At 66.5% G+C, this 21,754-nt stretch carries 15 protein-coding genes; 5 read left to right on the top strand and 10 right to left on the bottom strand.

Translation table 11 applies throughout. The features are described from left to right. Positions 1-61: 61 nt before the first annotated feature. Genes ACMX37_RS11160 through ACMX37_RS11170 form a run of 3 tightly spaced genes read right to left on the bottom strand, consistent with a single transcriptional unit; the run spans position 62 to position 3,413 of the window. Positions 62-952: a plasmid partitioning protein RepB C-terminal domain-containing protein gene (locus tag ACMX37_RS11160; protein WP_483145992.1), complete on the bottom strand. Its 891-nt coding sequence runs from the start codon at positions 950-952 to the stop codon at positions 62-64. Then, a complete protein-coding gene (locus ACMX37_RS11165) occupies positions 949-1,845 on the bottom strand; it encodes a plasmid partitioning protein RepB C-terminal domain-containing protein (protein ID WP_483145993.1) in 897 nt (298 codons plus the stop codon). Before ACMX37_RS11165 ends, ACMX37_RS11160 begins: the two co-directional genes overlap by 4 nt. Then, positions 1,842-3,413 carry a recombinase family protein gene (locus ACMX37_RS11170; RefSeq protein ID WP_483145994.1) on the bottom strand — a complete coding sequence of 524 codons (1,572 nt, stop codon included), beginning with the start codon at positions 3,411-3,413 and terminating at the stop codon, positions 1,842-1,844. Before ACMX37_RS11170 ends, ACMX37_RS11165 begins: the two co-directional genes overlap by 4 nt. Between ACMX37_RS11170 and ACMX37_RS11175 the strand changes: the two genes are divergently transcribed. Then, the gene (locus ACMX37_RS11175; RefSeq protein ID WP_483145995.1) at positions 3,406-3,846 is read left to right on the top strand and encodes a hypothetical protein; all 441 of its coding nucleotides are present in this window, start codon (positions 3,406-3,408) and stop codon (positions 3,844-3,846) included. The genes ACMX37_RS11170 and ACMX37_RS11175 overlap by 8 nt on opposite strands. 110 nt (positions 3,847-3,956) lie before the next feature. Here the strand turns inward: ACMX37_RS11175 and ACMX37_RS11180 are convergent, their stop codons facing one another. Both ACMX37_RS11180 and ACMX37_RS11185 read right to left on the bottom strand, forming a co-directional pair. After that, on the bottom strand, positions 3,957-4,346 hold the full coding sequence (locus tag ACMX37_RS11180; RefSeq protein ID WP_483145996.1) for a reverse transcriptase-like protein: 390 nt from the start codon (positions 4,344-4,346) through the stop codon (positions 3,957-3,959). Then, positions 4,346-5,047 carry a hypothetical protein gene (locus tag ACMX37_RS11185; protein ID WP_483145997.1) on the bottom strand — a complete coding sequence of 234 codons (702 nt, stop codon included), beginning with the start codon at positions 5,045-5,047 and terminating at the stop codon, positions 4,346-4,348. The genes ACMX37_RS11180 and ACMX37_RS11185 overlap by 1 nt, the downstream gene beginning before the upstream one ends. 212 nt (positions 5,048-5,259) lie before the next feature. Here ACMX37_RS11185 and ACMX37_RS11190 point away from each other — a divergent pair, with 212 nt between their 5' ends. Together ACMX37_RS11190 and ACMX37_RS11195 are read left to right on the top strand one after the other, a co-directional pair. Next, positions 5,260-5,751: a GIY-YIG nuclease family protein gene (locus ACMX37_RS11190; protein ID WP_483145998.1), complete on the top strand. Its 492-nt coding sequence runs from the start codon at positions 5,260-5,262 to the stop codon at positions 5,749-5,751. 32 nt (positions 5,752-5,783) lie between these two features. After that, entirely contained in the window at positions 5,784-6,068 is a 285-nt protein-coding gene (locus ACMX37_RS11195) for a hypothetical protein (protein WP_483145999.1), read from the top strand. A 223-nt stretch (positions 6,069-6,291) separates the two neighbouring features. On the opposite strand, the gene ACMX37_RS11200 is transcribed toward ACMX37_RS11195, so the two are convergent. From ACMX37_RS11200 to ACMX37_RS11215, 4 genes are all read right to left on the bottom strand, one after another. Continuing rightward, positions 6,292-6,969 (bottom strand): hypothetical protein, encoded by a 678-nt coding sequence (locus ACMX37_RS11200; RefSeq protein WP_483146000.1) that lies wholly within the window; start codon positions 6,967-6,969, stop codon positions 6,292-6,294. A gap of 83 nt (positions 6,970-7,052) precedes the next feature. Then, positions 7,053-7,979 (bottom strand): acetyl-CoA carboxylase carboxyltransferase subunit alpha, encoded by a 927-nt coding sequence (locus ACMX37_RS11205; RefSeq protein ID WP_483146001.1) that lies wholly within the window; start codon positions 7,977-7,979, stop codon positions 7,053-7,055. A gap of 10 nt (positions 7,980-7,989) precedes the next feature. Next, complete coding sequence (locus tag ACMX37_RS11210) at positions 7,990-11,682, bottom strand: SDR family NAD(P)-dependent oxidoreductase (RefSeq protein WP_483146002.1); 3,693 nt, start codon at positions 11,680-11,682, stop codon at positions 7,990-7,992. A 106-nt stretch (positions 11,683-11,788) separates the two neighbouring features. Then, the gene (locus tag ACMX37_RS11215) at positions 11,789-17,254 is read right to left on the bottom strand and encodes an AMP-binding protein (protein ID WP_483146003.1); all 5,466 of its coding nucleotides are present in this window, start codon (positions 17,252-17,254) and stop codon (positions 11,789-11,791) included. Positions 17,255-17,614: 360 nt separating this feature from the next. Between ACMX37_RS11215 and ACMX37_RS11220 the strand changes: the two genes are divergently transcribed. Continuing rightward, a complete protein-coding gene (locus ACMX37_RS11220; RefSeq protein ID WP_483146004.1) occupies positions 17,615-19,807 on the top strand; it encodes a putative bifunctional diguanylate cyclase/phosphodiesterase in 2,193 nt (730 codons plus the stop codon). Between the two features lie 115 nt (positions 19,808-19,922). Here ACMX37_RS11220 and queF read toward each other — a convergent pair whose 3' ends face one another. Then, on the bottom strand, positions 19,923-20,393 hold the full coding sequence (queF, locus tag ACMX37_RS11225; RefSeq protein WP_483146005.1) for a preQ(1) synthase: 471 nt from the start codon (positions 20,391-20,393) through the stop codon (positions 19,923-19,925). A 172-nt stretch (positions 20,394-20,565) separates the two neighbouring features. Here queF and ACMX37_RS11230 point away from each other — a divergent pair, with 172 nt between their 5' ends. Beyond that, positions 20,566-21,711, top strand: coding sequence for a hypothetical protein (locus ACMX37_RS11230; protein WP_483146006.1), 1,146 nt, complete (start codon positions 20,566-20,568; stop codon positions 21,709-21,711). Positions 21,712-21,754 lie beyond the last annotated feature (43 nt).

Raw genomic sequence — 21,754 nt, forward strand, 5'->3', positions numbered from 1 at the left:
CGATCCGCCCCACAGTGCGGCGTCTCCCGCGGTCCCCGCGCTTATCGGGTCCGGGTCCCCATCATGCCGCCTGCTGCAGCTCAGTAATCCTCTGGAATTCGGCGAGCAGCTGCGGATGGTGCTGGGCCAGGTACCGCACAATGGGTGCGCTCCGTAGCAGGTTGCCAAGGTAACCTATGGCCAGAACCAGATCGAGGTGGTCGGCTCCGTAGCTCTGCTCGATCAGCTTGAAATCACGGTCGAGCTGGGCACTTTCCCGGCTCATCAGCTCGATCTGCGCTTCGGTCAGGCCGCGGACGGCCTTGTGCTTCTTCTCAACGAGGTCTTCTTCGGCCGTCGCCGCGACGATCGATTTGACATAGCCGGTCGAATAGCGGTTCATCGCGACCATCATCTCGGCAGCGGCAATCTGTCGCATCGGCTTCATTCGGCGCAGCTCGGTGAAGGCATTTAGCGGCACATGCTTGTCGCGGAGCAGGTCGACGGCTTCCGGGCAGATACCCGTGAGCAGGTTTCGTTTGGCGCGGATATTGCCGATGTTGACGTTCAGCGCCCGGGCGAGCCGCTCTTCCGAGACACCCTTCTTGACTGCGTTGAGGATCATCCGGTGCTCCTGGATGATCGCTATCCGGCTGACGCGCCGGTTGTATGTGAAAGCCTCATCCTCAAGTGCGACAAGGCACACCACCTCGGTCTCGCCCTGTTCGAGCAGGATCGCTAGCCGCAGGTGGCCTTCAAGCAAGTGATAACGTGCTGGGTCATCGCGATCTCGAAACACGACAGGAGGCTCAATGATGCCGACCTCGGCGATTGAGGCTGCGATTTGCTTGTACTTCACCGATTTGCGAACCGATGACGGAACCTCCCTCAACGGCATGATCTCGCTGATCGGGATGCGCAGGGTCGTATGCTCGAAGCCGTCGGGGAGTGAGATGCGCTTCTTGCTGCTCATGCTGAGAGCCCTGAAGATGGATGCAGGCGCTCCGCTAGGCGCACGGGCATCGTCGTGAGGCCTTCGTCCTCGAGCAGCGCCAAAAAGCTCTCGTCGGCCGATAGACGCCGCATCGCTTCGGCAATGAGCATCAGCCTATTTTGCGTCGCCTCAGCACGCGAGATCAACGCGCGCTTACGCTCGGTCTCCTCTTGATAAGCCTTGACCAAAGTATCGGCGGAGACCCGCTCGCGAGAGCGGGTCTCCTTGGTTCCCAACCCCTTCCCCCGCCGGCGACGGGTTTCGATCAGCTTCCGCGCCGCGAGGAGTTTGCGGCCCTTGAGTTGGCCGGTTTCGTAAGCTCTGGAGAGAGCTGCCTGCACATCGTGGTCGGCTGCCTCCGCGATCTCGACCGCGACACTCACCGGGACAATCCCACTCTCGACTGAGCGCAGCAGCCGCTGCTCGCCTTTCTCGATCAGGCGAGCGACCCCGTTCACATATTCGAGGGACAGCCCCGTTTTGCGTGCAATGTCAGGATTGGAGTGGCCTCTTTCCTGCATCCCCCTAATGTCCTGCAGAAGATCGATCGCCCGATGCTGGCGGCGCGCGCAGTTTTCGACGAGGCTCGCGATGAGACAGTCTTCAGGGTCAGCAGAGACAACCAGAGCCGGGACTTCGGATTGACCGAGCGCCTTGAACGCCTCGAGCCGCCCCTGGCCGCAGACGAGATCATAGAACGGCCCTTCCGCCTCGATCCGCCGGGTGACCGTGATTGGCTTCTTGAGGCCGATCTTGGCGATGTTGTCGACGATGTCGCGGAAGGACTTCTTGTTCCGAACTCTCGGATTGACGATGTTGACCCGGTCGATCGGGATCATTTCAATTCGCTGAGCAGGTTTTGCACCGGTCATGCTGCTGCCCTCAACGAAGCACGGGCGGTCAGCCGGTAGAAGAATTCGAGAGTGTCGAACCGATACGCATCGAGCGAGAGACCGTTGAAGTCTGCTAGGCGGAGGGCTGCCTCGCGCATGTCGAGCGCAGGGAGGAGATAGTAGTCCTTCGCGGTCTCGTTGTCCGTGTCCATTCTGACGGCCAGTGTGATGTCGGGCCGCAGTTTCTCGTCGAGCCGGAGCTTCCAGCGGTTGCCACCGGCCGCCGTTTGGAAGCATCGCGCAATCGTGATCGAGACGGAGAACTCGCCATTGATCCGCAGCAGTTCAGTCTCTGGATCACGGACGACGGTCCCCCCTGCCTCTTCAATGCCGGCGATGATGCCTGCCAGGATTCTTGGGTGCATAGCCCGCAGCTGGCGGTTGATCTCAAGATAGCGATAGTCGTGGTCTGGAGCGAAGCCCACTAGCGTGTAGGCCCGAAGCAGACTGCCGAAGCGCGAGCGGAATGCACTGCTCGACGGACAATCTTCCGCTTCATCGATGATCAGGCCGGACAAGAAGCCACGCTGCGCAAAGATACGCGACAACGCTGCCAGCATCTGCTCGTCGGAAAGCTTTTCCGATCGTTTGACGATGATGGCCTGTGCTGCCTCAAACATCGGCGCGGGGATGATGGCATCGAAGACGCCGTTCGCACGCACCCAGTCCTCGGGCGCATTCTCGACATGCTCGCCCTTGAGCTTGCAGGAGGTGCGCGCCCAGACATTGTTGCCGATGTACTTCTCGTTGATCAGCAGTTGGTGGACGGTTCCGCGCGTCCATTCCCGGCCAAGATCTGTGCGAACACCTCGGGCATTGAGGTCAAGGGCAATCTCGGTTTCGCTCTCGCCATCGTCGACAAAGCGCCGATAGATTTCGCGGACGATGGTGATTTCCTCGTCTGGTCCCCTCACGAGGATCACGCGGTCGGTGGCGATGCTCTTGTGCTCGCCGCGGCCCAGCAAGCCTTTTGTCTCACCGCGCTGGTCGACCAACTGGCGGCGAAGCCCAAAGCCGGCAGGCCCGCCCTGGCGATAGCCAAGCCGGATGAGATTGGCCTGGCCCGCGAACACCTTGACGGAGAGCTCGCGGCTATATTCTCCAGCCATCGCCCGTTTGACGGTCTTGATGATCGATGACCCGATGCTCCCGTCGTTCTCCCATTCCTCACCGCAATAGAGAACCCGTACCCCCTTGGTCCGGCAGCGCAGCTCATAGCTGGCGGCCTCATCGGGATCCTGGAAACGGCCCCAGCGGCTGACATCGTAAACAAGCAGAACCTTGAAGTCGGCGCGACCGCTTTCGACGTCGTCAAGAAGGGCCTGAAGAGCTGGCCGTCCCTTGATGTTCAGCCCGCTCTTTCCCTCGTCCGCATAGGTCTTGACGATCTCAAGCCCACGCTTCTGCGCATAGATGGCGATCGTCGCGGCTTGGTTGTCGGTTGAGTACTGCTGATGCTCGGTCGACATGCGGACGTACTGCGCCGCCCGGATCATTGAGGGCGGCTTGGGCTCGTCATCATTGTCGTCCGTCCATCGAATGACCATGCAATACCTCGAGCGCAGCTTGCAAGAGCGCTTCAGTCCTCTGCGCTACACGAGAAAGCAGGGAAAAATGGTTCCTATTAGCGGAAGCAAACTTCGCGGAACGCCCACGGACCTGTCCGATGCGATCCTGGCCCATATGATTGGCGCAGCCCTAAAGGCAGAGCTCGGAGGAACGCGCCAAGCAACCAAGACAGTGATGCGTTGGACGCATGTCAGTGACCACACCGCTCGATCTTGGCTGAACGGACAAACAAGCCCTAGCAGCCTGCATCTGCTCGAGCTTGCTACCCAGTCTGATAACGTGATGGCGGCGATCCTGAGGGCAACCGGGCACACCGGGCTACAGATTGCTCACGATCTGGCAGCTGTAGAGCAATTGCTCGAAACCAGCCTGGCGAGGATCCGTGCGCTCCGTGGCTTGGACCGATCATGACCTGTCGCCAATCAGCCTACAGTTGCTCTTAGATTGGCGCAGAAGCTGGTCTAACTGCTGGGTGAGGTCGATCAGGCATGTCCTTCTATAGGTGCAACCCGATCAAGATTTCATCGTGAGGCATTGCGTCGAGCAAGGGCAATACCGGCAAGATTTTGACCGCGAGGCGTCCACTTTACGCGCCTAGGCCGCCCTTTTGCCGCACCTTCCTCGTATAAGGCGAGATGCTTTGCGGCAGCATTTGAGCCGGGAACGGATATGCCGATGGTCTGCCGGATGACCTCCAGAGAGTCGCCGATAAGATCAAAGTCAGGCTCGCCTAAAGATTGCGCGACCTGCAGCGCCTGACGCAGGGCCATCCATTCGGCATCGCTGCTCGTGCCGCAGCCTAGGTCGTCGAAGAAATAGGTAATTCCGCGCGCGACGACGGCCACCTCGATGGCGCCCGGATTGGGTCGGCAGCCGCCGTCGAAATAGACCTTAAGTCGTCGTCGCAGCATCACCCAGTCCTGCCTATCGGAGCGCTGGGCAGCGCAGGAACGGGCGCGTCATACTGAACAGGAAAATCGTCAGTCTCCTGCGGTGATGTCGACGTCTGATCTCCTACGTCCGGAAATACCTCAATCGTATAAGGTGCCAAGCGATGGCGCGGACTTAGTCCAAGCGCATGAAGCGCGACGCGGTAAGCGGCCATCCACTCGGCAGCTGAAATTGGTCCCGCCATTTCTTTGTCGTTGAGAAAGTTGACTAGCACCAACCGCGCATCAACACCTTGATCATGTAGCCAGTGGAGGTGTGCCAGGCGGTTGGCGAGCTGATAGAAGACGATATGCCAGTCGGCGCGCTCGCGCCTGGCCCCCAATGCCTCAGCAGTTTCATGGAGCCGAAGCTTGATGAGGTTCAGCGAGGCTTCACTCGCACTTGACGCTGGCGAACACATTTCCGCAATGTGCGCCTTGGCTTCAACGAGAAGTACGGTTCCGCCGGATGTGACGCCAAGGGCATCCCATTGCGGGCCTCTGGATGGCCAGAAGGCGGCAAGTTGGGGCTGCAGATAACCGAGGCCGAGCCGCTCCAGGAAGGAGCCGTCGCGATACTCCGCGTAATCATCGGTGTGGAGCGGTGAGCGCCAATCAATCGTCTGGTCTTTGCCAATCGCATTAAGAATAGGCTCATTCAGCGCTGGCCATGTTTCATTCACGGCCCGCTGAGTCCACTTGAGGCTCCCGCGCTCACCGATAGGCTGCGAAACTCTGCTCATAGTCGCGACCCACCCCAGCTACGATTGCGAGCTAGAGCTAGATGCGCGACTTAGGCGCGCAAGGTCTTCCAGTGCTGTGACCGCTCCGTCTCGCCGCATAGCGACTCCTATAAGTGGTTGACTCCTTGCATCCTATCATGCCGAATTAACAAATGGCGACCAAGTTCACTCGACCGCAACTCACCCAAGATGGCTTCAGTGGCTGGGTGAATTTTGACCAATTGCGGAATGCTGATCCATGTCCGGATGTAGGCGGGGTTTATGTGGTCGTCCGTTCGGACAACTCTGCCCCCAAATTTCTCGATCGCAGTTGCGGCGGTTGGTTCAAGGATCGAGACCCCACGGTCGGGCTTGACGACCTAAAGGCCAATTGGGTGCCGGATGCTGAGGTCATCTACATCGGGAAGGCGAACAACATTCGCCGCCGACTTCGGGAGTTCGCTAAGTTTGGCGCAGGGCAGAAAATCGGACATTGGGGTGGGCGGCTGATCTGGCAACTTGAGGAATCCGCTCGGTTGCTCGTTGGATGGAAGCCAACGCCTAGCATGGATCCACTCCTATATGAGGCGCAACTATTGGCTGAGTTTCGAGCGAGGTATGGCAAGCCTCCTTTCGCAAATGATCCTCACAGGCTTGGCGCATAGCGCCACAATCCCACCGGAAAGATGACCTACCGATGCAGCATTTTGAGAATGATGACGCAGGCTACCTCAGGTGGCTCACCGAAAATCCCGAGGGGTTTGTGGTCAATGTTGAACGATATCCACGGCCTGAATATCTGATCCTCCACCGCGCGACCTGTTCAACGATTGCGAAGGCTCGCGATGATGGTGCTTACACCGATCGAGGTTATCAGAAGGTGGTGGCCAATGATCTCGATGAACTGCGAGGTTTCGCCCGCCGCGTTGGCCGTTCAGATGGCTCATTCTCAAAAGCCTGTGGCCATTGCCATCCTGCGTGACAATGGTGACCCCAAACCTAACTCAAGGAACCCGTGAAGGGTTCGCTCGATCCTCCACCGAGACGAGCGGCTGGATGATCCAAGCTGTTTTGAATTATCTAACGGATTGTCCAGGCTTTCGTGGCGCTCTGTCCAAGCATACTGGAAACGCCATCTGACTAAGTGATTGTATTTTGGTTTTGCCTGTCCAAGCTGTTATTACGTCCCACACCACCACCTTCCCTCACCCCTCGTCGGCGAAGGTCACCTGGGCGGCCTCGGTTACGTGGACCCAGACCTGATAATAGCCGACTTCGTGCTCGCCATAAAAATTGGCGACGGGCCGCGGCGAACCCAGTGGCGAGTCGATCCAGTTGCGGCGCACCTCGCCCTCCACGATCAGCCGGCGTCCGCCGAGCCGCTGCATCATCGTGAACATGTTGAGGTCCGGCACCCCCTCGCCGTAGCAGGCCTTCACCGTAATCTGCCCGTCGACCACATCCGCCGCGCCGCACCCGCGTGCCCGGCGCAGCAGCGCGTGCAGGGCCTCGGGCTCGAAGGCGATGGTGAGCGTGCCGAGCGTCGCGTAATCCCGCCGCGAGTTGACGAACAGCATGGTGCCGAGCTGCCCCTGGAGGCTCTGCCCGCCGCCGCGAACGTCGAGCAGGAACCGCCCGGCACGCGCCTCGTCCTCGCCCAGCGCCAGCGCCATCGCCGTTGCCTCGCCTGGGGTGATGCAGCCGGGTTCGCAATCGGGAAGGCTGGCCCGCGCGGCCTTGAGGGAGGCATCTGCCTCGGCCAGACCGGCGAGCTGCGCCGGGCCGAGCGCGTCCCCTGCGGCCCGCAACGGAGGCGCGGCGAGAGCAAGGGTGACGAGGACGGCCGCCGCGGCCGCGCGCAAGGCGGCAGATGGCTGTGTCATCTTCCGGGCTGATGCATGGTGCGTAGCAGCCATGGCGGGCGGCCCTGAACACGTGGTGAATCCGTCACCCTTGCGCCCCGCCCCTACCCCAGCCGCAGGAAGAACTCCTCGCGGTCGCGGCGCAGTTCCGCGGGGGTCATGGCGGCGAGGGTGTCGAGTTCGGCACGCAGGGCGAGCGTCAGGCGCTTGACCGTCTCGGCCGGATCGCGGTGCGCGCCGCCGCGCGGTTCGTAGACGATGCGGTGGATCACCCCGAGCTTGAGCAGGTCGCCTGCCGTCACCCGCATCGCCTCGGCAGCGGTGGCTGCCTGCGCCGCACTGCGCCACAGGATCGAGGCGCAGCCTTCGGGGCTGATCACCGAATAGACCGCGTGCTCGAACATCAGCACGCGGTTGGCGGCCGCGAGCGCCACCGCCCCGCCCGATCCGCCCTCGCCGATGATCACCGCGACGAGCGGCACGCCGAGCGCAAGGCAGGCCTCGGTCGAGCGGGCGATCGCCTCGGCCTGTCCGCGCGCCTCGGCATCGACGCCAGGGAAGGCGCCGGGGGTGTCGACCAGCGTCACCACGGGCAGGCCGAAGCGGTCGGCCAGCTCCATCAGCCGGATCGCCTTGCGATAGCCCTCGGGCCGGGCCATGCCGAAATTGTGCTTGAGCCGCCCGGGCGTGTCCTCGCCCTTGACGTGGCCGATCACCATCACCTTGCGCCCCTCGAAGCGGGCGAAGCCGCCGATGATCGCCTGATCGTCGCCGAAGGTGCGGTCGCCCGCGATCGGCAGGAACTCGCCGAACAGCCCGGCCACCAGCTTCTCGAAACGGGGGCGCTGCGGGTGGCGAGCCACCAGCGTGCGCTCCCATGGGGAGAGGCGGGCATAGGTGTCGGCGAGCAGCTTCTCGGCCCGCTCGCGCAGCATCCGCGCCTCCTCGGTGCCCTCGGGAAGGGCGGAAAGCTCCGCAACGTGCTTGTCGAGCGCCTCGATCGGCTTTTCGAAGGGCAGGTACTGGATCATGCCCGCCAGCTTATACCGTCATCGACATCCCGCGATAGATGCGCGCGCGGTAGCGCGAATCCTCCGCATCGGGCAGCGGCGCGCCGACGAGAAGCACCGCGCGGGCGAAACGGCGGACCTCCTCGAGATGCTCGTCGAGATCGCGCGGTTCCTCCGACCGCACGCGGCGGGTGAGGTTGATCTGGTTGACCGGCACATCGTGCACCAGCCGTTCGTTCTCGACCGCGAGCGTCGCGGTGAAGGCGTGGAGCGTCGTCTTGATGAAGTTCGCCAGCGCGAAGGCCGGCGACTTGTCGCCCATCGGCACGTCGGGGCTCGTCAGCACGAGCTGGCAATCGTCGTAGAGCGAGGCACGCCGCGACACGCGGAAGTGGTGGGTGAGATTGTCGGCCACCACGCTCCGGAACTCCTCCGGGGTGAGCGGATCGTCGCTTCCGAACAGCTTGCCCGGCAGCGCCGCCATCGGGGTCGAGAGGATGGTGGTGGGCTTGCCCCAGGCGAGCAGCGCCTCGTCCATCGCGGCTTCGATGTCGGTTGTCTTCACCAGCGATGTCAGCGCCTCGGCGGTTTCGGGTTCGAGCTGCGCCTTGATCGCCTCGAAGGCTTCGGCGGTGCGGGTGATCACCACGACGTTGGCCGCATGGCAATCCTCGATGAAGGCGCGCGCGGTTTCGGCGAGGTAGTCGGCGAGGTGCTCGCCGATGATCCACACCGTCTTGCCGCGCATCTGGTCAAGGCGTTCCTGCTTGGGCGAGCCGAACAGCTCGCGCTCGGTGGTTGAGCGTTCGACGCTGAGGCCGCCCGAGGGCATGAAGGTCTCGCCCGACACGGCTCGGTCGGCGAGGAAGAAGACGGTCGCCTGGGCAACGTCATGCTCGGTCGGCATCTTGCCGAGGTAGAGCTTGGAGAGCACCCCGCTGCCGACCTTGTTCGCCTCGACGGCGATCTTGTCGGCGGGGAGGAAAGGCGCATCCTCGGGCGGGACGCGCAGCAGCCAGTCGCCGTCCTCCTCGGGCTTGCGCTCCGACCATTCAGGCGCATCGAGGAACAGGCCTGCCTGCCTGAGGCGCGCCACCAGCGCGGCGGCGATCTGGGGGGTGAGGAGATACTGGTCCCAGGTGCAGGTGCCGTCCCCCTCGCGCGCACAGGCGAGCGCCAGCTCGCGCAGCTCGCGCGGGTTGTTGGTGTCGTGGCTCATCTTCACGGTGTCGTTGCGGGCGAGCCGCGCCAGCACCGCCTCGACCCTGACCCCGCGCCGGATTGCCTTGATCGCGGCGGCGTGGACGGCGTTCAGCCGCTTGTTCTCGAGGATCAGCTTGCCGCGCCGCTCGAACAGCCCCGGCTTGCCTCCGGTGCCCGAGAGGCGGTCGCCGTCGACCGGGCCGGGGGCGATGGCGTTGAACTGCACCTCGGGCCCAAGATAGCGCGCCATCGATTCCACCATCGCGCGCTGCCCGGCCTTGGACACCGCATAATCGGCGCGGTTGGGATAGGCCACCGCAAGATATTTCTCGCCCCCGAAATAGGACGATACGTTGAGGATGTAGCCCGAGCCCTGCGCCTTCATCAGCGGGGCGACGTGGTGCATCAGGAAGTAGTTGGACACGAGGTTCGCATCGAGCGTGTAGTTCCAGGCATCGACGGTCATGTCGACGACCATGTCCTCCGCGCCCGCAACGCCCGCGTTGTTGATGAGGTAGTCGATCCGCCCGAAGGCCTTGAGCGTCGCGTCGACCGCGCCCTTCAGGCTCTCGAAATTGCTGACGTCGACATTGGCGAGGGTCTGCACCCGGCGCTCGACGCCCGCGAAGCCGATGTCCTCCAGCTCGGAGACGATCTTGGCCCGCGCGACGGCGAGTTCGCTTTCGCGCCGGGCAACCATCATCACCTTGCCGCCAGCCAGCGCCAGCAGGCGCGCGACCTGCCCGCCGATCCCGGCCGAACCGCCGGTGATCAGCGCGACCTTGCCGAGGTGCAGGCCGGTGATGTTCTCGGAGAAGCCCGGCATCGCCTTGCGCGCCCCGGTCGCCTCGCCGATGTTCGCCGGGACATAGAGCGTGATCTCGCCGAGCTTGCTCTCCTTGAGTAGGATGCGCGCGGCGTGACCGGCGGTGAAGCGGATGTTCTCGGCCTCGGTGTTGGTGAAGCGGACGATCTGGTTGCCCCATTCCGCTTGCCGGCGGCGGCCGTGCTCGGTGTCGATCGCGGACTCGTCGCGCCAGATGCGGATCAGCTGTTCGGTCGCGGCCCGAAGGATATGGCCGTAGATGTCGCCCTTGCCGTCGCTCGCATGGCTCACAAAGACGAAACGCGGCGGCTGGAGCAGGTTGTCGTGGCGCTTCCAGTAGCGGCTCATGGTACGCGCGAGCGCCATGTTGCCCGCCAGTTCGGCGTCCATCAGCGCCTCGACCACGCTGTCGTCCGCTGCCGTGATCGCGCCCGACAGCTCGCCCGCGCCCAACGCAGGGAGGAATAGCGCGCCGCTGACCGGCGTGCCGCCCTTGGTGTAGTCCTCCAGCGCGGCCTCCATCGCCGCCGGGTCCTTGCGGCTGAAGCGGATGATCGCAAGCTTGTCGGAAAGGCCCAAGGCCTTGCAGCGCTTCTCGGCGATGGCAACGTCGGCGGCGCGCGGCAGGCCGAGCATGACCTCGGCCCCGCATGCGAGCTGCACCTGCGCGATCTCCAGCGCCTCTTCCCAGTCGTCGCCCGCCGCGATCAGAACCGCCAGCCCGGTGCCGTCCATCGAACGCATGGTGGGCCGCGCGAGATAGGTCGATCGCTGCTCCTTGCGCACGGACATGCCGTGGGTGACCTCGAAATCGTGGCCGTTGTAGGCCGCGCTTTCGTCGCTGCCGAGGAAGACGCAGGTGGTGGCGATGTCGGTCGGGGTGGGGAAGGTCTTGGCCTTCTCGTTGCCGCCGGTGGCCCGTTCGAGGCTCATCATGTCGAAGAACTGGTTGGCGGTGGTGCCCGCCGCGTCCCCGCGCGCGGCGTCCATCGCGGCGAAGACATTGCGGATCCGCTCGCTCTCGATCGGGCCGGGATAGACGAGGTTGACGCGGATGCCCTTGGGCCCGAGCTCTAGGCTGAGCTCGCGGCTCCACGCGTTCATCGCCGCCTTGGGGACGACATAGGCCGCGCGCGCGTAATAGGGCGTGCGGCTGAAGATGGTCGAGACGTTGATGATCGAGCCGCCCTCGGGGATGTGCTCGGCCGCGACCCGGGCGACGTTCCACGCGACGCCGAAGATGTTGCGCAGCGCATCGCCCACGGTCTCGCTGTCGGTGCTGCCGGTCTTCTGGAGCGCAGCGAGTTCCTCGGCGGACAGCGGCAGGTTCTCGATCGGCTGCTTGGGGCCCGCGCTGCCGGCGTTGTTCACCAGAATGTCGATCCGCCCGAACTGCTTCACGACTTCCGCAATCGCGGCGCGGACCGAGGCGATGTCGCCCCCGTCGAGCGCGACCGTGGCGAGCCGCGCCGGGTCAGCCCCGGTTGCCTTGAGCAGGGCCTCGGCGGCCGCCTTGGTGCGGTCGGGCGTGCGGCCCGTCATCACGACGGTTGCGCCTTCTGCGAGGTAGTGCGTGACGATATGCCCGCCGAGATTGCCCGCCGCGCCGGTCACGACCGCGATCTTGCCGGCGAGGCGGCCCGGGATATCGCCCTGGAGGGCAGGCGCAGCAGCAGCGGCTTTGGACTTCGCCATAGAACTCTCCTCACAGAAAATTGCCGCGAAGCCGCGCTTCGCTTTGCACTTCGTTCAAACCCTGGGGAGGAGAGTTAAGAACGTTTCAAAAACCGCAACGCGCGGGTCAGGCTTCCGGTTCCCCGGGACTTGCAGATGCCCCTCCCGTTGCCGCCCACGCTTCAAGCAGCGCATCGCGGCTCCTGAGGCCCATTTCGGGGAGCGCGTGATTGACCACATACGTCGATCCGGTGTGCCGGTTGTCCCACATCGCCTGGTGCGCTTCCGGCAGGCCCTCCCACGGCACCACCTCGGGCTCGGTCACTTCGAGCAGGCCCGCCGCAATCATGTCGTTCATCCGCGCGACCTCATAGGCATTGCACAAGTGCGTGCCGAAGATCTGCGCGGTCGGCATGTAGATGCGGCGCTGGCGGGTCCAGACCTGCGGGGCGTAGAAGGTGAAGCGGCAGCCGGTAAGATCCTCGGCGAAGATCACCCGCCCCGTGAAGGGCTTCACTAGCGAGGTCGAGATGCCAAGCGTGTCCTGCCCGGCGCGCTCGAAGACCAGATCGGGGCTGCCGCGCGGGTTGTCGGGCGAGCGCAGGATCTTCCCCACCGCCGAGCCGAAGGGCTTCATCACCCGGTCCTGATAGTCGCGCACCGCTGCCTTGAAGACCTCGATATTGGCCTTGGCATCGGGCAGGCGCGGCATGGTGTCGGGCCAGTGGAAGTTCGCCCCTTCGCGGCGGCGGATGCTCTCGAGGCTGACGATCCCCTCGATCGCGTCCTCCAGCCCCAGTGATTGCAGGAACTCGCGCTGCCCGTCGGTGGTGGTGGCGATCACCGAACGCGCGTTGAAGCGGCGCGCGGCTTCGATCATTTCGAGGCCGGTTTCGTCGAGCAGGTCGCTCGACCCCGGCCCGTAGAAGATCAGCACCGCCTCGCCGCCCCGCAGCGCCGCGCGGCGGAGCATTTCCTCGGGGGTTGCCGTCCCCGGCTTGCCCATGAAGCTGAAGTGGTAGCCCGACGAGGCGCCGTAGAAGGCGAGCGTGCCGCCCTCCGCCAGCAATTGAAACGAGCGGGGGAAGGCCGTCTCGCCTGCGTGGCTCACCACGTAGTCGGCCAGCTTGCCGCCGTTCAGCGCCTTGTATTCCTCGATCAGCGGTGCGCCTGCGGCTTCCCATGCGATGGCCTCGGCCTTGTCTTCGGGCACCACGCTGTAGAGGGCTGCAAAGCGCGCATCCTTGCGGTTGATCGCGCCCACCGCGCCCTGCACCTGCGTGATGAAGCTGGCGCGCTCCTCCGAGGACACCAGCCCTGTCACCTGCAAGCCCGTCCGCACCGAGGACCGCAGCGCATCCAGCCCGGTCCCCGTCGCCGCGCCCTCGACGAACAGCGTCCGCCCCGGCGCGATCTGCAAGGTGGTGAACAGGCACCGCGCGATGGTGCCGAGGTTGAGGACATAGCTCCCCGCCTGCTCCAGCGTCAGATCGGGCGGCACCTTGTGCATCTGCGGGGCCTGCACGGTCAGGAACTGGGCATGGCTGCCCGTTTCGGTCTCGTAGCCCTGGATGCTGAAATCGGCATACATCGGGTCGTTGCCGACCAGCGGCGAGAGCAGGTCATTCGTCCCCGAATAGACGGTGACAAGATCGCCGACCTTGATCCGTCCCTGCGCGCGCGTTTCGGAGCCAAGCGCCGCCACCAGCGCGATCCCGCCCGATCCGGTGATCTGCACGTCCTCCTCGTGCGCATCAAAGGGCGAGACGGGGATGCCGGTCAGCGCCCAGATGTCGTTGAAGTTGACCTCGCTCGTCAGCATGTAGAGCAGCGCCTCGTTGGGCGCGGGCTCGGGGGTCTTGACGATCAGCTCCTTCTCGTGGCTTGCGGGCGGGCCGAAGCGGGGCGCACCCGTGTCGGGATCGCGGGCGATGCCGAAGGCATATTGCCACGGCGGGATGGGCGTCACACCCGGATAAAAGGGCGCGCCGACGGGGAGCAGATCGCCCGCCGCCTCGAGCGCCTGTGCGCGCATTTCGTGCTCGGCATCGATCCACACCCCGTCACGCCGGACGGGAAGCGGGGGCGCGACCTTGTCGATGAACTGGCGAATGCCGGTCTTCCCGCCCTCGGGATCGACGATGGCTTCGGCGAACAGCCGCGCCTCGCGCGCCGTGCCCTGGGTGATGCCGTGCTCAAGACCCGTGCGCACCGCATCGAGCGCCCGCGCGCCTGCCACGTCGCGGCCCGCCCATTCGAGCTGGCGCAGGATGCGCTGGAGGAAGTCGTCCTCGAGCACCGCATCGAGGTCGATCTCCGACGCTTCCTCCCAGCGCACGGTCGCCGCCTGCCGCTCCGCGAAGGCGCAGCCGAGCGCGCTGCCGAGGCCGTGCTTCACGAAATCACGCACCGCCGCATGGGCCGCCGAGAGCGCATCCTCGGCGCCTTCGACCAGTGCGTCGACCACACCGATTCCCGCCGCCTGCTCTGCCGTGATGCTCCGCCCACCAAGAATGAGGTCGAGCGCATCGCGCACCCCCTCCGCCCCCCGCCGGTCGGCAAGCAGGCGCGGCAGGCGCTGGGTGCCGCCGTAGCCGGGAAGCAGCCGCAGCCGGATCTCGGGCTGGCCGAAGCGGGCCACCGGCTCGGCAATGCGGTAATGGCACGCGAGCGCGAACTCCATGCCGCCGCCCAGCGCCACGCCCTGCACCGCCGCGACGCAGGGCTTGTTCATGCTCTCGATGGTGCGGAAGGCGAGGTGGGCGTTGTTGGGGAGCACCATCGCTTCTTCGACCGTGTGGATCTCCTCGAGCATCTGACGGATGTCCGCCCCCGCGACAAAGGACGAAGTGCCCTCGCCGGTGAAGACCACCGCGACCACGTTGTCGTCGCGAGCGAGGGTCGAGGTCACCAGCACCAGCTCGTCGATGGCGCGTTCGTTGAGCGCGTTGACCGGCGGGTTGGTGACTGTGACGGTCGCCACCTGCTTGCCGGGCGCAACCGTGTTGTACTGGACGAGGAAATAGCGGTGCCGGTCGAACAGCGCCTGCTCGTCGGCCATGCGCTGCTTGCGCTGCCAGTCGGCGATGACGGTGCGTAACTCGTCCAGCGCCTCGGGGTTGCGCAGCGTCGTGACGTCGCCGACATCCTCGCCCACCACCAGTGCGCGGACCATGCGGCGCATGTACTTGCCCGAGCGGGTCTCGGGGAACTGGCTGACCTCGATGAAATCCGCCGGCACCGCGACCGCGCCCTTCTCCGTGCGCACGAGATCGAAGAGGCGGCGCTTGTCCTCGTGCGTCAGCTTGCGCCCGGCGACCGGCACCACGAAGGCGAGCGGGGTCAGCCCCTTTTCGCGGTGCGGTGCGCCGACGACCAGCACGTTGCCGACCGGCGAGTCCGGCGCGAGCGCCTTGTCGCGCAGCACCGCGCCCTCGATTTCCTCGGTGCCCATGCGATGGCCCGAGACGTTGATGACATCGTCCGAGCGACCGTGGAGCGAGAAGGAGCCGTCCGCGTGCTGGATCGCGAAGTCGCCCTGGGTATAGGCCCATGCGCCCTTCCAGCGCCGCCAGTAGCCGTCTTCCCAGCGCGCCGCATCGCCGCGCCAGGCGGGATCGACCTGGCCATCGGCGACCTTGAAGCCCGCGATGTCGCCCCAGATGGTGCGCGCCAGGTAGGGATAGGGCGCGGCAATGACGATCTCGCCCTTCTCGCCGGTTTCGGCCCTGCGCCACGGCACGCCGCCCTCGTCGGAGCGGGTGAAGGGCGCCTCGCCGCCCTGACCCGCCTCGTCCTCCACCCACACGTCGCCCACGATCCACGGCAGCGGATAGGCGTGCGCGTCGGGGCGCAGCGGGAAGTCGTCATTGGCGAACATGTGCGTCCAGGCGATCCCGCCGTGCTCGGTCGCCCAGTAGGAGTTGATGTAGCGCGCCGTGACGTGCTCCATCCCGAAGGCCTGCACGGACGGGCTGACCGGCTCGGCGCAGAAGGTCGCCACGCGCAGGCCGCTCATGTCGTAACGCTGCACCTCGGCGAGGTTGTCGGGATCGCTCATCACCGACTTGAGGAAGGTCACCCCCGCCTTGAAGATCTTCACCCCGTGCCGCTCGATCATCGAAGCGAAGCGCCCCGCGTGAGGAAAGACCGGCGAGCCCTCGGAAACCAGCGAGGTCACCCGCGTCATCAGCGGCGCGCAGATGAGATAGCTCTGCCCGGTGATCCAGCCCGGATCGGCGACCACGAACAGCGTGTCGCCGGGGCGCGCGTCGAAGCTCACCTTCATCGTCTCGGCGACGCCCGCGGCATAGCCGTGGCTGTGGACGATTCCCTTGGGCTTGCCGGTGCTGCCCGAGGTGTAGATGAAGAACATCGGGTAGTCGGCATCGACCGGCATGGGCCTGGACGAAGCCCAGATCGCGCGCACGAAATCGCCGTCCGGCAATGCCATCAGCTCGGCTTCCGACTGGACGGCGAAGCCTGCGGCCCGCGCCTTCTCGAGCACCGCGCCGAGCGCCGCCTCGGTCAGCTCGTGGCTCCAGCGGTCGCGCTCCTCGCGCCAGATCATGTCGGGCTGGTGCGTGTGGCGGCACACGATCACCGCCTCCACGCGCGGCGGCAGGGTGACGAGGCTCGAGGCAATCGCGATCCGAACCCGCGCCGCGTCAGCCGAGGTGATACGCCCCTCGCTGCCGAGCTGGATCAGCGCCTTGCCCACGCCGCGCATCACGTCCGAACGGTCGACCGTGATCTCGCCTGCGAGCGCCTCGCGCACCGCAGCAAGGATGGTTGCGTGATCCTCCTCCGCCAGTTCGAGATCGAGCCCGGAGAGAATGTCCAGCGCCGTCGTCACCGGCACGAAATTGTCGAGCGCCGGGTCGGTATAGGCGTTCTTGAAGGCCGCGACCTGCGCGTTGCGGTAGCTGCCGTCGCTGGTGACAATTACCCGCGCGCCGGTGTCGGCGATGCGGTCGCTGAGGGTCTTGTCGGAAAAGCCCCCGAACACCGCGGTGTAGACCACGCCCATCCGCTTGGCGGCCTCGGTCCAGTAGATCTGGGGCACGATGCTGGGCATGTTCAGCGCCATGCGGTCGCCCGGCTTCAGGCCCAGCTCCTCGAGCGCGACGGCGCACTTGGCGACCTCGAGCAGCAGGCGCTTGCGGCTGACCGTGAAGCAGTCGATCGGCGCGCCCTTGCCGCCGTTGGCGCTCATATCCCAGCGGTCGCCCTCGAACACCAGCGCGGCCTCGGCCCCGTGGCCGGCGAGCACGTGGCGGTCGAGTTCGGAAAAGGCGGCGTTCGTGCGCCCGCCCACGAACCAGCGCCAGTGCGGCGGGGTGGAGCCGTCGAAGCCGGTGTGCCAGGGGGTGAAATCGGCTGGCAGCTCGGGAGCCACCGGTGCGGCGGTGGCGGCGTCCCACCCGGTCCAGCGCCCGTCCTCGCCCTTGGCGAGCCATGCGCCGGCCGCGCCGGCATCGGCAACGAACCAGTGCATGTTGCGTGCGGCGATCGCGCCGTGGAACGCGCCCGGATCGGCCAGCGCGGCCGCGCGCATCGCCTCCCAGTCGGCGCGGGTGGCGACGGGGTTCACCAGATCATCGGGCTTGCTCGCCAGCAGAGTGTCGACAGTAATGACGCAGTCCCCCCGATTGTCGCAAAGTTCGCAAGGGCGCGGTCCCCAACGCCGGTGGTGATGTAGCAAAATTACGCAAGGCAGCCCCGTATCGGCAAGAAAATGCCGCGCAGGTGCACGATGCGATAACGCCGCGAAACGCGAACGGTTCCGCGCCACTTGCCGCTGGCGTGTCTCCGTCTGCCGCGCGCTGGCCCCGAAGTCCGGGCGTAACGCTTTTTCAACGACGCTTGGCCTATGGCGGGACATCCTGCGCGGACCATCTTCTCCGCACCGGACCACAGACGCCCCGACACGGAACGGCGACAAGGATTGGGCATGCCACTCGGTTTCCGCAAAGCTTCCAGCAGCAGCCCCAAGGGCCAGACGTCCGAGCGACGCACCGCCCGGTCCGGCGCGCCCGATCGGGGCGCGGTGCTCGGCGAGGTCGAGGAACTCGGCATCGGAATGTTCTGGGCGACCGACGCCGAGGGCAATCTCAGTTTCCTCTCCCAGCGCGCGCTCGACGATCTCGGAGCGAGCAGCGAAAGCATGGTGGGCAAGCCCCTCACCCGGGTCTTTCAGGACATCGAGGAGGAAGCCGGCGCGCCGACCCAGCGCAGCCTCGCCTTCAAGCTCAACGCCCGCTCGAAGCTCGAGGAGCAGATCGTGGCCGTGCCGGATGCGCGCGGCGCGACGCGCTGGTGGCGCGTCAACGGGCGGCCGCTGACCGACGCGAGTGGCACCTTCCGCGGCTATCGCGGCAGCGCCGTCGATATCTCGGCGCAATATGCGTACGAGACCCAGGTCGCGCGGCAATCGCAGGTCGACGAGCTGACCGGGCTGGCCAACCGCCGCAAGCTGGGCGAGCGCCTGTCCTCCATGCTCGCCGCCTTCCGCATCACCCAGCGCAGCTGCGCGCTGATGATGATCGATCTCGACCGCTTCAAGCAGGTCAACGACACGATGGGCCACCCGGCAGGCGACGAGCTGCTCAAGCAGGTCGGGCAGCGCCTCACGTCGATCGTCGGCAACCACGGCGAGGTCGGCCGCCTCGGCGGCGACGAGTTCCAGGTGCTGCTGCCCGACATGGACGACCGCGGCACGCTCGGCGAGCTGGCAAACCGCATCGTCCAGTCGGTCTCCCAGCCCTACCAGATCAACGGCCGGCGGGCGATCATCGGCACATCGGTCGGCATCGCAATCGCGCCCTATGACGGGGTCGAGGCCGACGAGCTGACCCGCGCCGCGGACATGGCGCTCTATTCCGCCAAGGAAACCCGCGGCGGCACCTTCTGCTTCTTCACCAGCGAGCTGCGCGACGCCGCGTCCAAGACCGCGATGCTCGGCGACCGGCTGCGCGACGCGGTCGACCGCGACGAGCTGCGGCTCGCCTACCAGCCGCTCGTCGATCCCGTCACCAACGAGGTCAAGTGCTTCGAGGCGCTGCTGCGCTGGCATGACGAGGAAGAGGGCGACATCAGCCCGGCGCAGTTCATCCCGGTGGCCGAGAACGACGACCTCATCATCCGCATCGGCGAGATCGCGCTGCGCCAGGCCTGCATCGATGCGCTCGCCTGGCCCGAGACGATCCGGGTCGCGGTCAACGTGTCGGCCAAGCAGTTCATCCGCCCGGGCTACCGCAAGGCGGTCGCCGCCGCGCTGGCCGCCTCCGGCCTGCCCCCGCAGCGGCTGGAGCTGGAGATCACCGAGAGCGTCTTCGTCGGCGACCTGGAAACGGTCGACGCGATCTTCCGCGATCTCAAGAAGCTGGGCGTGCGCCTCGCGCTCGACGATTTCGGCACGGGCTATTCGTCATTGGGCTACCTGAAGCACGGCCATTTCGACAAGATCAAGATCGACCAGAGCTTCGTGCGCGGCTGCACCGAGAACGGCGACATAAACCCCGCGATCATCGCCGCGATCGTGGCGCTGGCCAAGGCGCTGGGGATGGAGACCGTGGCCGAAGGCGTCGAGGCGATGGACGAGCTCGCCCTCGTCAAGGAGCGCGGCGCGGACCTCGTGCAGGGCTACATCTTCTCGCGCCCGATGACGCAGGAGCAGGTGCTCGCCCAGTTCGCCGAGGGTTCGGGCACCTTCCGTCCCAGCGGCCCGCCGCGTCACCGCTCGGAACGCATCACCATCTTCCGCAAGGTCGGACTGATCCACGAGGATCACTACTACGACGTGATCCTCAGGAACCTCTCCAAGACCGGCGCGCGGATCAACGGGCTGGCCGGGGTGCCGGTGGGGACCGAGGTGGTGCTCGATCTCGGCCACGGGCAGCTGGTGGTGAGCAAGGTGGCCAACGCCACCGAGACCAGCCAGGGCCTGAAGTTCGAGACCCCGCTGATCTCCGACGGCAGCGGCGGGTTCATGACGCGCCACCGCATCTCGCCCTATTCGCTCGCCGAGGCCGGAATCCCGCTCGCGGCGCTCGGCGCAGGCGCCTTCCCGCTCGCAAAGTGGCGCGAGGCGAACAAGTCGGTGCCGAAGTTCGTCCAGCTAGAACTGAGCGTGCCGGGGGCCTGATCCGGGGCCCGCTGTTTCACGTGAAACAGGTCGGGACGCGCGAAGCGCATCGCGATGACACCGGGATGACCGCGTGATGATCCCGCAACGAGGGCGTGATGCGCCCCGGCGCAGCCTACCCGCGCCCGCGATAGGACGGCACGCCCTGGTCGGGCAGCCAAAGCCCCTCGGGCGGAAGGCCCGATTGCCAGAACACGTCGATCGGAATCCCGCCGCGCGGATACCAGTAGCCGCCGATGCGCAGCCATTGCGGGCGCATCTCCTCGAACAGGCGCACCCCGATGCCCACGGTCACGTCCTCGTGGAAGCCGTTGTGGTTGCGGAACGAGCCGAGGAACAGCTTGAGGCTCTTGCTCTCGACGATCGTCTCCTGCGGCACGTAGTCGATCACCAGATGGGCGAAATCGGGCTGGTTGGTCACCGGGCACAGCGAGGTGAACTCGGGGCTGACGAAGCGCACCAGATAGGTCAGCCCCGGGCGCGGGTTTGGCACGTAGTCGAGCACCGCCTCCTCGGGCGAGGCGGGGAGCGGGGTGTCCTTGCCGAGGAACTGGGGTTGGGGTTTGGCCGGGGGTGTGCTTTCCATGCCGCGCTGTTGCCGCGTTCCGCCGCAGCGCGCAAGGCCGGAACTGGCGCGGAGCGGGCGGCGGGCCTATGGGGGGCGATGTCGGGACAGGCGCGGTTCAGACGCGCCCCCGCACACACCCGCCCGCCCTCTTGTCGCCCCTGCCAACCCACGCCCGGAACGCCGCCGCGCCATGATCCTCCGCCCGACCCCGCTTCCCGTCCCCGCCCGCCGCGCCGCATGCCTGCCCGCCGCCGCGCTGCTGGCGCTCGCCGCGCCGCTTGCCGCGCAGGAGACGCCGGGGAGCTTCGAGCTGCCCCCTGCCAGCCCCTCGCCCACCCCCGCCCCTGCCGGTCCCGCCGACGAGCGCGGCGGAGTCGCCATCCCGCCCCGCGCCCAGCCCGCCGCGCCGCCGAGCGTGGATGCCGCACCCTCACCCACGCCCCTCCCCGACCGCGCCCCTATAGCCCTGCCGCCGCCGCCCGCCCGCGAGAGCGCGCCCCCGGCGCGCGCGAGCGCTCCCTCGGTCCCCTCGCCCGCCGCAACCGCGCCAGCCGGCGCCTTGCCCGAAAGCGAGCCGTTGGAGACGCCCTCGCCTGCGGCATCGGGCGAAGCACCCCCGCTGGCGAGCGCACCTGCGGACGCGGACGGGATCGAGACGGCACCGGAGAACGCCTTCCCGCCGCCGGCGCTCCCCGACTGGTGGCCCTTTGCCGCAGGCGGGCTCGGCGCACTGGCGCTGCTGGGCGGCGGCGCACTCGCCTGGCGGCGACGCAAGGCGCGCCCGCTGCGCCTCGCCGCGCCCGCTGCCGCAGCCGCGCGCGAAAGTGCCGCCGCGCCCCTCGCTCCCGACCTGCCGCGCCTCGACCTGACGCTGGAGATCACCGCAGCGACCCGCAGCCTGATGATGTTCACGCTCGAATACCGGCTCGCCATCGCCAACCGCTCCGAGCGCGCGGTGAACGACCTTGCGCTCGCGCTCCAGCTCGCCTGCGCGCGGGCGAGCGGCGCGGGCAATGCCCCCTCGGCCGGCAGCGCCCAGGCGCTCCAGAGCATCGCGCGCATCGGCCCGCATCAGGCGCGCAGCATCACCGGCACGGTGCAGCTCCCGCTTTCGGCCATCGCCCCGCTGCGACAAGGGACGACCCCGCTGTTCGTTCCGCTCGTCCATGTCACGCTGGAAGGCGAGGGCCAGCGCCCGCTCGCCCGCAGCTTCGTGGTCGGCACGCCCTCGGCCAGCGGGCGCGTCCACCCGATCCCGCTCGACGTGCCGCCGGGGGCGCTCGACGGTCTGGTCGCACAGGCCATCGCGCTTCCGCCTGCCTCCGCCGCGGCCTGAACCCCCTCGCCCTTTGCACCGGCGGGCGGGGGGCGCTAGGGTC

The organism is Porphyrobacter sp. THAI-01a, assembly GCF_056868655.1.

Bases quoted from the DNA above. Each gene is read 5' to 3' on its own strand.
- ACMX37_RS11160 (WP_483145992.1), bottom strand. From the start codon at position 952: ATGAGCAGCAAGAAGCGCATCTCACTCCCCGACGGCTTCGAGCATACG.
- ACMX37_RS11165 (WP_483145993.1), bottom strand. From the start codon at position 1,845: ATGACCGGTGCAAAACCTGCTCAGCGAATTGAAATGATCCCGATCGAC.
- ACMX37_RS11175 (WP_483145995.1), top strand. From the start codon at position 3,406: ATGACCATGCAATACCTCGAGCGCAGCTTGCAAGAGCGCTTCAGTCCT.
- ACMX37_RS11170 (WP_483145994.1), bottom strand. From the start codon at position 3,413: ATGGTCATTCGATGGACGGACGACAATGATGACGAGCCCAAGCCGCCC.
- ACMX37_RS11180 (WP_483145996.1), bottom strand. From the start codon at position 4,346: ATGCTGCGACGACGACTTAAGGTCTATTTCGACGGCGGCTGCCGACCC.
- ACMX37_RS11190 (WP_483145998.1), top strand. From the start codon at position 5,260: ATGGCGACCAAGTTCACTCGACCGCAACTCACCCAAGATGGCTTCAGT.
- ACMX37_RS11195 (WP_483145999.1), top strand. From the start codon at position 5,784: ATGCAGCATTTTGAGAATGATGACGCAGGCTACCTCAGGTGGCTCACC.
- ACMX37_RS11200 (WP_483146000.1), bottom strand. From the start codon at position 6,969: ATGACACAGCCATCTGCCGCCTTGCGCGCGGCCGCGGCGGCCGTCCTC.
- ACMX37_RS11205 (WP_483146001.1), bottom strand. From the start codon at position 7,979: ATGATCCAGTACCTGCCCTTCGAAAAGCCGATCGAGGCGCTCGACAAG.
- ACMX37_RS11210 (WP_483146002.1), bottom strand. From the start codon at position 11,682: ATGGCGAAGTCCAAAGCCGCTGCTGCTGCGCCTGCCCTCCAGGGCGAT.
- ACMX37_RS11220 (WP_483146004.1), top strand. From the start codon at position 17,615: ATGCCACTCGGTTTCCGCAAAGCTTCCAGCAGCAGCCCCAAGGGCCAG.
- queF (WP_483146005.1), bottom strand. From the start codon at position 20,393: ATGGAAAGCACACCCCCGGCCAAACCCCAACCCCAGTTCCTCGGCAAG.
- ACMX37_RS11230 (WP_483146006.1), top strand. From the start codon at position 20,566: ATGATCCTCCGCCCGACCCCGCTTCCCGTCCCCGCCCGCCGCGCCGCA.